At 67.1% G+C, this 12,068-nt stretch carries 11 protein-coding genes; 4 read left to right on the forward strand and 7 right to left on the reverse strand.

All coding sequences use genetic code 11. The features are described 5' to 3' along the window. Positions 1 to 14: 14 nt before the first annotated feature. Entirely contained in the window at positions 15 to 1,346 is a 1,332-nt protein-coding gene (locus tag VMR06_RS07515) for a glycosyl hydrolase family 28-related protein (RefSeq protein ID WP_325374725.1), read from the forward strand. On the opposite strand, the gene VMR06_RS07520 is transcribed toward VMR06_RS07515, so the two are convergent. From VMR06_RS07520 to VMR06_RS07540, 5 genes are all read right to left on the reverse strand, one after another. Then, on the reverse strand, positions 1,343 to 2,359 hold the full coding sequence (locus VMR06_RS07520) for a class I SAM-dependent methyltransferase (RefSeq protein WP_325374726.1): 1,017 nt from the start codon (positions 2,357 to 2,359) through the stop codon (positions 1,343 to 1,345). The two genes, VMR06_RS07515 and VMR06_RS07520, sit on opposite strands and share 4 nt — an antisense overlap. A gap of 183 nt (positions 2,360 to 2,542) precedes the next feature. Continuing rightward, positions 2,543 to 3,913: a pyridoxal-phosphate dependent enzyme gene (locus VMR06_RS07525; RefSeq protein ID WP_325374727.1), complete on the reverse strand. Its 1,371-nt coding sequence runs from the start codon at positions 3,911 to 3,913 to the stop codon at positions 2,543 to 2,545. Positions 3,914 to 4,010: 97 nt separating this feature from the next. Then, positions 4,011 to 4,241: a YdcH family protein gene (locus tag VMR06_RS07530; RefSeq protein WP_325374895.1), complete on the reverse strand. Its 231-nt coding sequence runs from the start codon at positions 4,239 to 4,241 to the stop codon at positions 4,011 to 4,013. Positions 4,242 to 4,715: 474 nt separating this feature from the next. Next, positions 4,716 to 5,708 carry an OmpA family protein gene (locus VMR06_RS07535; protein WP_325374728.1) on the reverse strand — a complete coding sequence of 331 codons (993 nt, stop codon included), beginning with the start codon at positions 5,706 to 5,708 and terminating at the stop codon, positions 4,716 to 4,718. Then, on the reverse strand, positions 5,705 to 6,097 hold the full coding sequence (locus VMR06_RS07540) for a DUF4398 domain-containing protein (protein WP_325374730.1): 393 nt from the start codon (positions 6,095 to 6,097) through the stop codon (positions 5,705 to 5,707). Before VMR06_RS07540 ends, VMR06_RS07535 begins: the two co-directional genes overlap by 4 nt. A gap of 93 nt (positions 6,098 to 6,190) precedes the next feature. Between VMR06_RS07540 and VMR06_RS07545 the strand changes: the two genes are divergently transcribed. Beyond that, complete coding sequence (locus VMR06_RS07545; RefSeq protein ID WP_325374734.1) at positions 6,191 to 7,297, forward strand: PilT/PilU family type 4a pilus ATPase; 1,107 nt, start codon at positions 6,191 to 6,193, stop codon at positions 7,295 to 7,297. 13 nt (positions 7,298 to 7,310) lie between these two features. Here the strand turns inward: VMR06_RS07545 and VMR06_RS07550 are convergent, their stop codons facing one another. Together VMR06_RS07550 and VMR06_RS07555 are read right to left on the reverse strand one after the other, a co-directional pair. Then, a complete protein-coding gene (locus tag VMR06_RS07550; RefSeq protein ID WP_325374736.1) occupies positions 7,311 to 9,263 on the reverse strand; it encodes a M48 family metallopeptidase in 1,953 nt (650 codons plus the stop codon). Between the two features lie 73 nt (positions 9,264 to 9,336). Then, positions 9,337 to 9,924, reverse strand: a complete 588-nt coding sequence (locus VMR06_RS07555; RefSeq protein ID WP_325374738.1) for a LemA family protein — start codon at positions 9,922 to 9,924, stop codon at positions 9,337 to 9,339. A 100-nt stretch (positions 9,925 to 10,024) separates the two neighbouring features. Between VMR06_RS07555 and VMR06_RS07560 the strand changes: the two genes are divergently transcribed. After that, positions 10,025 to 11,323, forward strand: coding sequence for a serine hydrolase domain-containing protein (locus tag VMR06_RS07560; RefSeq protein WP_325374740.1), 1,299 nt, complete (start codon positions 10,025 to 10,027; stop codon positions 11,321 to 11,323). A 109-nt stretch (positions 11,324 to 11,432) separates the two neighbouring features. After that, positions 11,433 to 12,065: a GPP34 family phosphoprotein gene (locus VMR06_RS07565; protein WP_325374742.1), complete on the forward strand. Its 633-nt coding sequence runs from the start codon at positions 11,433 to 11,435 to the stop codon at positions 12,063 to 12,065. The last annotated feature ends 3 nt before the right edge of the window (positions 12,066 to 12,068 follow it).

The following is a 12,068-nucleotide window of genomic DNA, read 5'->3' on the forward strand; positions in this document are numbered from 1 at the left end:
TCGAAAGGGCAGTCATGGAAACGAGTCTAGCATCTCAAGAGCCGCAGCTGGCTGAGCGCAGGAAACGTCGTGGATTCATGCAGAGTCTCGTAGCGGCCGGCATAGGCGGACTGGCCGTTGGCCAATCGAATTCAGCTGAGGCGGCTTGCAGCGTGACGCTTACGCCCCTGCCGTTCCTCAACGTGAAATCCTACGGCGCAGTTGGCAACGGCACTACTAATGACACGGCGGCTTTCCAGTGCGCTGTCGATGCGGCAGCTGCGGCAGGTGGCGGAGTCATTCTCGTCCCTGCCGGGAATTACCTGATCAGCGGAACGATCTACGTCAACTCGCATGGAATAACAATCCAAGGAATGGGCAGTCATACATCGGTTCTGGTAGTTCCATCTACCACCACCCAAGACATGATTCGCTATACGCACTGCCTGAGCTGCAGCATAAAGAACCTCACAATTCAAACCAACGGAACTGCCGCGAGTGCCGGCCGTGCCATTCACTGCTATATTTCGGACGTATTGATCGAGAACCTGTGGATCGTCAATCAATTCGTATCCGTGGAAATCAATGGGCAAGGCGGCAGGGTTACCATACTGGGCGGCTACTACAATCCAGCACCCAATGGGACCGCGGTCTTGGCCGGGGGTGATGTAAGCGCCGGGCCTGCCGGCGAACTCCACATCATCAATCTCGTCGTAGATCCTGGAGCTGTTCTTCCGCAGCCGGCATATGGGTTGCGCCTTCGCTCAGTCGCAGGCGTTTGGGTAACCGATTGCGACTTCATTCGCTGCAATGTGGGTCTAATGATTGATCCGCCGAACGGATACTCGGTTGTTCACGGCTTTTTCTCCGGTTGCGCCTGGGATACTTCGGCATCACGTTGCATGGTCATACAACCGGGCGCAGGTGCGGTCGTGTTCGGCATGCACTTCAGCAACTGCTGGAGCGCCAGCTCGACTCTGGACACCTGCGCCATCGGCGGTGAGGTCAATGGCGTGCAGTTCACGGGACACCGATTCCTCAACTCACCGCAGGGCAATGGACTCTGGGTGACCGGCCCGTCGGCAAAGAACATCAATGTGGATGCGTGTACCGCTTCGGGTATTTCAAACGGTACGGGCTTTGTGTTCGTAGGAAACGCCACGAACTTTGCGGTACGCAACTGCACGACTGCCGTGCACGGATCGCATGCCGTTGGCGCATACCTCCCTCCAAACCTGTACGGTGTACAAGTGACGTCCGGTTGCTCAAATTACATCATCGCCAACAATTTTCTGAAGGAGAACACGGTGGCTTCGATCATCGACAGCGGTAGTGCTCCGAAGGTGGTGGCCAACAATCTGACCTAGGCTTGCGCCTTCTGAAAGATGAAGGTATTGGATCTTTCACGAAGAATGCCGGTGCAGCCGTCCTCGACGACTGACACCGGCACGGCGCCGGCTTCCGCGAAGATCCGGAAGATGCGGCTCTGCGGATAGACATGCATTTCCATGCCCGGCTTGAGTTTTCCGTTGAGATAGTCGGCGAGGCGGAACTCATACCCGACCCGATAGGTCGGGACCTGGAAATAGGCGATCCCGCCGGGCCGCAGAATGCGTGCAAACGTCTTGATGATGCGTTCGATGACCGGTGGCGGATTGTGCTGGAGGACGATCAGGGAATAGATGACGTCGACCTGCGGTAGCTCGTTCAATTGATCGATCGACCGCAGATGCAGCCAGTCGATGCCCTCGATTCCCTTGGCTTCGGCCAGGGCACGTGCCTTGGCCAGATGGGCCGCCGATATGTCCACGCCGGTGATACGTTCGAAGTGCGGCGCGAGGTGGCGCGTCACGCGACCCAAGCCACAGCCATACTCAAGACAGGTTCGCCGCCCTTCCAGACTTAGATTCATGCGCTTGAGCGTCTTCTGAAAGCGTTCGATCTCCGCCTTGCCGCTGGCAAAGAAGCGTTCAATCGCGACCTCCTCGGGCTGATCGCGATACTCGGGCGCCGTCAGGACCGACCAGAACGGCTGCTCCTCTCCGAACTGGTGCCATGATCGATGTATATGTTCGAACAGACGCGCGAGTAGCTCAGGACTTCCATCGCTCTCGATGACGTTCGGCGGCTCTCCCCCGTGCAGCTGGATCCGCGCAGCCGGAGGCAGGCGATCGTTGAACTCCGGGCTTGCCAGAAAGCTGTTGCGGAGTTGTCCGAGATCCCGATTGCCTTCCATCTGCAATTCAATGACCGCCTCAGTCTCGGGTTCCCGCCCCAGCAGCAGCCGATAGGCCCACTCGACGGCTTCGCGCGATACGCCCGATTCGAGGACGTCCTGCCGGTTGCCGGTGCGCATCAGACGGTCGACGAGCTTTTTCATAGGGTGTCTCCTGGAGCGGGAAGCCGGAGCGGCGATGGGGAGCGATGAACGAATGACCGGGACGGGACAGCGGCCGGAAACCTATCATGTCCTCGAGCCGCCGGGTTCGGTCTGATGCACAGCGCGTCGACGGGGCTCATCTTGTGTACGCGATGCTGTGCTGTGGTGCCGAAGTACACCGCGTCAACCCGCGCGCCGCCGCAGGAAGTTCAGCAGGTCGATGCGCGTGATCAGGCCGAGGAAACGCTCGCCGTCGACGACGATCGCGACGTGGCCCGCGTCGAACACCGGCACCAGCGCCTGGATCGACTCGCGCACGTCCAGCATCTGCAGCTTGGTGACCATCGCGGTCGACACCGGATCACGGAAGCGGCCCTCGTCCTCGAGCACGTGCATCAACACGTCCGACTCGTCGAGGATGCCGACGATGCGGTCGCCGTCCATGACCGGCAGCTGCGAGACGTCGTAGAGCTTCATGCGGTTGTAGGCGACGATCAGCAGATCGCCGGGTGCGACGACGACGGTGTCGCGCTGCGCGTACGGACGCAGGATCAGGTCGCGCAGGTCACCGTGCAGCGGACGCTCGATGAAGCCGTTGTCGAGCATCCAGTAGTCGTTGTACATCTTCGACAGGTACTTGTTGCCGGTGTCGCAGACCAGGGTCACGACGCGCTTGTGCTCGGTCTGCTCGCGGCAGTAGCGCAGCGCCGCGGCGACCAGCGTGCCGGTCGACGAGCCGCCGAGGATGCCTTCCTTGGCCAGCAGCTCGCGGGCGGTCAGGAAGCTCTCCTTGTCGGGGATCGCGTAGGCCTTGCGGACGCGGCTGAAGTCGCTGATCGACGGCAGGAAGTCCTCGCCGATGCCTTCGACCATCCAGCTGGCGGACTTGGTCGAGAGCGTGCCCTCGTTGATGTACTGGGTCAGGATCGACCCGACCGGATCGGCCAGGATGAACTGCGTGTCGGGCGAGGCCTGCGCGAAGTAGCGCGACAGGCCGGTCATCGTGCCCGACGAGCCGCAGCCGAAGACGATCGCGTCGACGCGGCCGTCCATCTGCTCGAGGATTTCCGGCCCGGTGGTCTGCTCGTGCGCAAGCGGATTGTCCGGATTGCCGAACTGGTTGATGAAGTACGCGCCCGGCGTCTCGCGCGCGAGCCGTTCGGCGAGATCCTGGTAGTAGTCCGGATGGCCCTTGGCGACGTCCGAGCGGGTCAGCACCACCTCGGCGCCCATCGCCTTGAGGTTGAAGATCTTCTCCCGGCTCATCTTGTCCGGCACGACCAGGATCAGCTTGTAGCCCTTCTGCTGGGCGACCAGGGCCAGCCCGATGCCGGTGTTGCCAGCGGTGCCCTCGACCAGGGTGTCGCCCGGACGGATGCGTCCGGCGCGCTCGGCGGCCTCGATCATGCTGAGCCCGATGCGGTCCTTGATCGAACCGCCGGGATTGGCGCTTTCCAGTTTCAGGAAGAGATCGCAACGGCCGGCATCGAGGCGTTGCGCCTGAACCATCGGCGTGCGGCCGATCAGCTCGAGGACGCTGGTATGAATCGTCATTCGGGGCTTCCGCTTGAGACACTGGCGTGCCGAGGCGCCCGGATCATACCCGAGGCTGCGCAGTCCGAAGGCGCGGGAACGGCGCGCGGCGGCCGGCTCAGGCGGCGGGCGGCGGACTCCCCTGGGCGGCCCACATCTGCAGCAGCTTTTCCTTCGCCCAGAGCTTTTCCTTCTTGAGGTTGTGCAGGGTCACGTCGTCGATCGGCAGAACGCCGATCTCGGCGTCGTGGACCTTGCTGTCCAGTTCCTTGTGCTTGTAGTACAGCGCGCGGAACTCGCTGTTGGACTGCATCAGCGACTCGACGTCTTTCTCGTGCTCTTCGAACATCAGCATCGACCTCCTCGTTGGGGACATGCCGGCGGTCCCGGCGGTCCGGACGCCGACCGCCAGGACCGTGACGCGGCGCGGAGCCCACGCACCGCGTCACGGGACCGGCGGAATGGCGGACACGAACGAAAGCCCATCCGGGCGGGCCGGGGCGGCGAAGCGCTCAGGACGCGTCGTGAACGAACGGCGGATCGCGCAGCGGGACTGTCACTGCCAGGGACAATCGCGGGCGCGGCCCGGCCCTCGCGGTGCGAGGCATTCCGGAACGCTGGCGTGTCGGCGTCGATCGGCATGGGCTTGGGCCCATGCGGGGCGTGAGACAAGGTCTCCCGCATGGGACACCGAAGCTACTCCCGGGACGGCGCCGAAGCAACCGGACCTCAGCGCGAAAAAGGCGCCGATTTCTCAACGATTTCTTAACGATAGCGCCGACGCGAAGGCTCGCGCGCACCGGCCGGCGCGGCCTTCGCCGCGTCAGCGCTCCTCGAGAATGACCTCGACGCGGCGGTTGCGGGCGCGCCCCTGCGGCGTGTCGTTGCCGGCGACCGGCTGTGCCGAGCCGGCACCGACCGCGGTGATCCGGCCGGCATCGACGCCAGCCGCGACCAGTGCGTCGCGGACCGCTTCGGCGCGACGCTGCGACAGCACCTGGTTGGCATTGGCGCCGCCGGTGGCGTCGGTATGGCCGACGATCCGGATCGGGCGCGCCGGTTCGCCGTTGACGAACTCGACCAGCCTGTCGAGACCGGCCCGTGCTTCCGGCTTGAGCGCGGCTTGGCCCGGCGCGAACGCGACGTCATCGAGCGTCATCTGCATGCCCTGCGCACCGCGCGTGGCCTGCAGCGCGCCGAGGCGTGCGCGCAGCGAATCGGCCGCGGAGGCCGCCAGTGCCGCCTCCTGCTTGGCCAGTGCGGCCGCCTGCGACTGCGCGTCGGCGATCCGGCGCGCCTGAGCCGCCTCGGCACGCGCCGACTCGGCCGCCAGCGCCGCTTCGTCGCCCTGCAGGCGGGCGGCTTCAGCCGCCTGGGCCAGCCGCGCCGCTTCCTCGGCCTGGATCTGCGCAGCGAGGCGCTGTCGCTCGAGTTCGGCGCGGGCCAGCGCCGCGTCGCGGCGCGCGGCCTGCAGCTGCAGCCGATCATGCTCGCGCTGCAGCCGCTCGCGCTCGTTCTCCAGTTCCTGCGCCTGGGCCGTCGCCCAGGCGATGTCGAGCAGACGCTCGGCCACGTAGACCTCGTGCGCGCCTTCCTCGCCGCCGCGCCGCGATTCGCGCAGCGCCGTCAGCGCGGCGCGCGTGCGCGCGATCTCGGCCGACGCGTATCCACCCAGGCGCGCATCGCCGGCCAGCTGGTCGAGGCTGCGCTCCAGACGCTGCAGATCGAGGTCGCGCTGCGGCGAGGCGGTCTGGCAGCCGCCGACCAGGCAGGCAGCCAGCGCCAGGGCCCACAGCCCTGCATGCGATCGGTTCATCGGAAACCCTCCCCGCCGTGCGTCTGCAGGTCGCGCTCGAGCGCGGCGTTCTGCTGGCGTAGGCCATCGGTAGCCTCGCGCGCCTTGCCGAGCCGCGCCTTGACCGTGGCGAGCTCGGCATTGACCTCGGACTCGCGCGCGAGTCGCAGCGCCGCCGCGTAGTCCTCGCGGGCATTGGCGGCCTGCGCCTGCGACAGCCGCTCTTCGGCGAAGCGCAGCTCCAGTGGCGCATAGGTCTGCGCGCTGGCCTGGCGCGCGGTCGCCAGCTGGCGGTTGGCGGCGCCGAACAGGTCGCCGGGCGGCCGGGTCGGGCTGCAGGCCGCGATCAGGCAGACGCCCAAAAGGGCGACCGGCGCATGGATTTTTCTGAGCGCTGATGTCATAAACATCGTCTAAGGTGCGGATCGGCTTGGGCTCGCTATTGTGGGAAGCTCCGCACGGCTTTGGCAACCGCACCGCAGCGGCCTGAGGGGATACCTGCGATGGATATCGGCTACTTTCTCAAATTGATGACCGAGAAAGGTGCGTCGGACATGTTCCTGACCACCGGCGCGCCGGTCCACATCAAGGTGGAGGGAAAGCTCTATCCGCTCGGCAATACCGGCCTGCCCAACGGCATGGTCAAGAAGATCGCCTACTCGCTGATGGACGAGGGCCAGGTGCCGCAGTTCGAGCGCGATCTCGAGCTCAACATGGCGATCGCGGTCAAGGACGCCGGGCGCTTCCGCATCAACGTGTTCAAGCAGCGCGGCGAAGTCGGCATGGTGATCCGCGCGATCAAGAGCGAGATCCCGTCGATCGAGGAACTGCGCCTGCCGCAGATCTTCAAGGACCTGATCATGGAGCCGCGCGGCCTGATCCTGGTCGTCGGCGCGACCGGATCGGGCAAGTCGACCACGCTGGCTTCGATGATCGACTACCGCAACATCAACATCTCCGGCCACGTGCTGACGGTCGAGGATCCGATCGAATATCTGCACCGGCACAAGAAGTCGATCGTCAACCAGCGCGAGGTCGGTCTGGACACGCACGGCTTCCACGAGGCGCTCAAGAACGCGATGCGCGAGGCGCCGGACGTCATCATGATCGGCGAGATCCGCGATGCGCTGACGATGGAGGCGGCGATCGCGTTCTCCGAAACCGGTCATCTGTGCCTGGCGACGCTGCACTCCAACAACGCCGACCAGACGCTCGAGCGCATCCTGAACTTCTTCCCGGAGTCGGCGCACAAGAACATCCTGATGAACCTGTCGCTGAACCTCAAGGCGGTCATCAGCCAGCGTCTGGTGATGGGCAAGGACGGCCGCCGCCTGCCGGCCGCCGAGGTGCTGATCAACACGCCGATGATCCGCGACCTGATGCGGCGCGGCCAGGTGCACGAGATCAAGGAAGCGATGGACCGCAGCCTGCAGGAAGGCATGCAGACCTTCGACCAGGCGCTCTACGCGCTCTACAAGGAAGGCAAGATCGACCTCGAGGAAGCACTCAACAAGGCCGACTCGCGCGACGGCCTCGCGCTGAAGATCCGGCTCGCCGAAGGCGGCGACTCGCCGATGGCCGAAGAGACCTTCGACGCCGGCACGTTCTGATCCCGAGGCCGCCTCAGCGCTGCAGGATCGGCGGCAGCGGACAATGCAGCGCCGCGCAGATCGTCCGTAGCAGCTCGGCCTCGGCGACGCTCATCACGCCGTCTTCGCCGATCGCCAGGGTCAGGCCGCGCACGACCAGTTCCTTGCCGGCCGGCGCCAGCAGATCCAGCCGCGGCAGCGCATGGTCGAGCGCCGTGATCCAGTCGGCCGGCGGCGCGTACGGCGCGGTCGAGTCGGGCAGTGTTTCGTGCAGGCCGAGGCGGTACGCGCGCGAGGCCAGGCGCGCGTCGCCGTGGCCGTGCTGCGCGAGGATCGCGAAGACCGCGGCGAGCTCGCCGGCCAGCTGCGGCAGCTTGTAGCGGCCGACGCCGCACGCCGCGGACGGATCGAGCGCCTCGATCACCTGCAGCCGGACCAGACGCGCCAGGCAGTACTCCGACAGCGAGACGTGGTCGTCGGCGCGGATCAGCTCGTCGAGCACCGCCAGGAAGCGGTCGAGCTGCGGCCGCGGCCGGCGGCGCAGCGCCGGAAACGCGAGTGCGGCCAGCGGCAGGTGCTGCACCGGATGCAGTTGCGCGACGACCACCGCCAGCGCCTCGGCGTCGACGCGCGTGCCGGCGTCGAAGCGGCGCTCGATCGCGCCGAGCTGGCGTGCGCGCACGGCCGCATCGGGTGCGAGCAGCAGCGCGAAGACCACCGCCATCGCGCGCTCCTGGCGATAGGCCGCCTCGCGCAGCGGGTCGGGAATCGCGTGGTGGATGACGCCGGCGGCGCGGTGATCGTCGGTGCCGGGATTGCCGACCTGCCGCGAGACGCGTTCGGGCTCCACGCACACGACCGCATCGGCCGGCGGCAGCCGGCCCGGCGCGGCGGCCGGCGCGCACGCCAGATGCGCGGCGACCGCGGCCGGAGCGAAGCCCGAGATCGACACGTTCGACGCCTCGACGTCGCCGACGCGTACCGGCTGCGACCAGGCGGCTGCGATCGCGGCGAATTCAGCCGGGTCGAAGCGCGGCTGCAGCCGCTTGATGCGTTCGACCAGCGGCGGATGCGTCGCGAACCATGCCGAATAGCCGACGCCGTCGCCGAACAGCATGTGCGCGACCTCCTCGCGGTCGTCGCCGCTCAGCCGCGAACCCTCGGCGAGGCCGCCGATCTTCTTCAGGGCACCGGCGATGCCCTCGGTCTGGCGCGTGAACTGCACCGCCGACGCATCGGCCAGGTACTCGCGATGCCGCGACACCGAAGCCTTGATCATGCGCGCGAACAGCACGCCGATGTAGCCCGCTGCGAACAGCGCGGCGCCGAACAGCACGATGCCTCCGGTGCTGCGGCCGCGGCCGCGACCGGCCACCTCGATGATCTTGCGGCCGATCGTCGCCATCACGAGGATGCCGAAGATCACGCCGATCAGGCGGATGTTCAGGCGCATGTCGCCGTTGAGCACGTGGCTGAACTCGTGCGCGATCACGCCTTGCAGCTCGTCCCGGTCGAGCTTGTCGAGCGCGCCGCGCGTGACCGTGACCGCCGCGTCGGCCGGCGAGTAGCCGGCCGCGAACGCGTTGATGCCGGCGTCCTCCTCCAGCACGTAGACGTCCGGCACCGGCACCCCGGAGGCGATCGCGATCTCCTCGACGATGTTGCGCAACCGCCGATACGCGAAATCGGCGGTGTTCTCGGGTACCGGCGTGGCGCCGAGCTGGCGCGCGACCGCAGCGCCCCCGCCGCGCAGCGTGGCGATCCGGTACAGCGAACCGGCACCGATCGCCGCGGCCACCAACAGCGACAGCACGAGCAGGGCACGCACCGATCCGGCCGCGTCGCCGGCGCGGATCATCTCGTGGCCGAAACCGACGATGAAGGCCAGGTCGATCAGGCCGACGATCGCGACGACGGCCAGCACGAACAGTCCGATCATGCGGCGCGACTGCTTGCGCGCCTGGGCCTGATGGGCGAAGAAATCCATGCCGCGCGAGCCTCCGGACCGGCCGTCGACCGTCGCGCGCGAGACTGGCCGCGCGACGGTCCGGGCCGATCGATCAGGTGAACGACACCTTGACCGGCTCGCGCTTCTCGGGCGCCTCGATCTGCAGCAGTTCGGCCGGCTGGAAGTTGAACATGCCGGCGATCAGCGAGTTCGGGAAGACTTCGCGCTGGTTGTTGTAGGTCATCACCGAGTCGTTGAACGCCTGGCGCGCGAACGCGACCTTGTTCTCGGTCGAGGTCAGCTCCTCGGAGAGCTGCATCATGTTCTGGTTGGCCTTGAGGTCCGGATAGGCCTCGGCCAGCGCGAACAGGCGGCCGAGCGTCGCGCCGAGGGCGCCTTCGGACTGCGCCAGCTGCTGCATCGCCGCGGCGTCGCCGGGATTGGCCTTGGCCGCCGACAGGCCCGACACGGCCGAGTTGCGCGCCTGGATCACCGCTTCGAGCGTCTCGCGCTCGTGCTTCATGTAGCCCTTGGCGGTCTCGACCAGGTTCGGAATCAGGTCGTAGCGACGCGTCAGCTGCACGTCGATCTGCGCGAACGCGTTCTTGTACGCGTTGCGGGCCGTGACCAGGCCGTTGTAGAGGCCGATCGCCCAGAACGCGACCGCTGCGACGATGACCAGGAAAACGATCGAACCCATCGGACGATATCCCCGTGCTGGATGGTGGACGTCGGCACCGGGTTGAACCGCTGCCGGCCGCAGAATAGCATGACCATGCCGACGTCCCCGGAGGCTCGCGTTGAGTCGTACCACCCGAAATCTGCTGATTTTTCTGTTCACCGTACTGATCGGGACGACCACCGCGACCGATACGATCGGCGCTCCCCGGAAGAAGGCCGCCCGCAAGGCCGCGCCGGCTGCCGCCTTGCCGCTGATCGTGCCGCGCGTCGATCCGCACGCGGTCGCGGTCGACACCGCCACGGTGGTCGCCGATGCGGACCGCTGGCTCGACGCGATCGAGACCAGCGGGCAGGTCGCCGGTCTCGCCGTCGCGATCGTCAAGGACGATACCGTCGTGCTCGAGCGCGTCGCCGGCTACGCCGACTGGAACACGCAGACGCCGGTCACCGCGACGACGGCCTTCCGCCTGGCATCGCTGTCGAAAGGCTTCGCGAGCGCCCTGGCGGCGCTGGTCGTCGGCGACGATCGCCTGCGCTGGGATACGCGCATCGCCGAGATGCTGCCGACCTTCACGCTGGCCGACGTCGAAGGCGGGCAGCGCCTGACCGTCCGCGACATCCTGAGCCAGCGCGTCGGTCTGCCGAGCAATACCTACGACCGCCTGCTCGAGGCCGACGAGCCGTATCCGCTGCTGGTCGAGCGGCTCAAGGAAGTCCCGCTGGTGTGCTCGGTCGGCGCCTGCTACGGCTATCAGAACATCTCCTTCAGCCTGATCGGCGACGTCACCTACGCGGCCACCGGCGACTTCTTCTATCACCAGGTCGAGAAGCGCCTGTTCCATCCGCTCGGCATGACGACCGCGACCTATGGCCGCGACGGCCTCGAGAACTCGGCGTCGTGGGCACGGCCGCACCGCCGGATCGGCGATCGCTTCCAGTCGTTCCAGCCGAAGGAGAACTACTACCGGATCGCGCCGGCCGCCGGCGTCAACGCCAGCATCCGCGACATGGAGGAATGGCTGATCGCGCAGATGGGCGGACGTCCGGGCGTGCTGCCGCTGCCGATCCTCGACCAGCTGCACAGCCCGCAGATTCCGACCGCGCACGAGCAGACGACCACGCCGTGGCGGCGCGGACGGCTGCTCGCGGCGCACTACGGCCTCGGCTGGCGCATTTTCGACTACGCCGGCGAGACGATGGTGTTTCATGCCGGCGCGGTACAGGGCTATCGCGGCATGGTCGGCTTTCTGCCCAGGTACCGGTTCGGGATCGTCATGCTCTGGAACAGCGAGTCGCCGCTGCCGTCGGGCCTGCTGCCGATGGTGATGGACCGCTACCTCGGTCTGCCGGCGGTCGACTGGGCCGGCATCGAGCCGGCCGCGGCGACGGCCGGGGTGCCGACCCGCCGTGCCAACTGAGCAGCCGGCGCGAGACATTTTTCGACATCCGCAGGCTGTACGGCCGCCGGCCGCTGCGTGATCATCGATCCCGGGCCCGTCCTCGCCCGGGCCACAAGGACGACCGATCGTGCTGATCGCCGAACAATCGATACTGCTGGTACTGGAACCAGCCAGCGGCGTGCTGACGCCGGTACGCGCCCACATCGATCCGGACGTGCTCGCCGCCGCGGCGCTGCTGTTCGACCTCGCCGAGCAGCAGCGGCTGCGCTACGAAGCCGATCACGTCGCGCTGAAGTCTTCGCTGCCGGTCAGTCATCCGCTGCTCGGCCAGGCGCTGCGCGTGATCGGCACGCCGAGCCATGGACTGCGCGTATCGGCGGCGATCGATCTGCTGGCCACGCGCATGGCGCCGCTGGCGCGCGAACTGCTCGACGGCCTGGTGCGCCGCGACCACCTGCACCGCGCGCGCCGTCCGGCCTGGTGGCCATGGGCGCCGATCCACTATCCGATCCGCTCGCTGCAGGCACGCAACGAGGCGGTCGCGGCCCTGCAAGGCGCCGTGGCCGCGCCGCAGCCCTCGCTGCGGCAGCTCGCCCTGCTCGTGCTCGGCGAATACGCGGGGCAGATCGCGCAGTACGTGCCCGGCGACGCTTACGATCAGGCCACGCGGCTGCTGATGGACCTGCCGCTGACCCGGCACGAGACGACGGCGGACCGCGCCCTGGCCGCCGGCATCCGCCACGCGCTGGCCGATTTCTGACCG

It is taken from the genome of Dokdonella sp. (assembly GCF_035511235.1).
In the GTDB taxonomy this organism is placed as follows: Bacteria; Pseudomonadota; Gammaproteobacteria; order Xanthomonadales; family Rhodanobacteraceae; genus Dokdonella.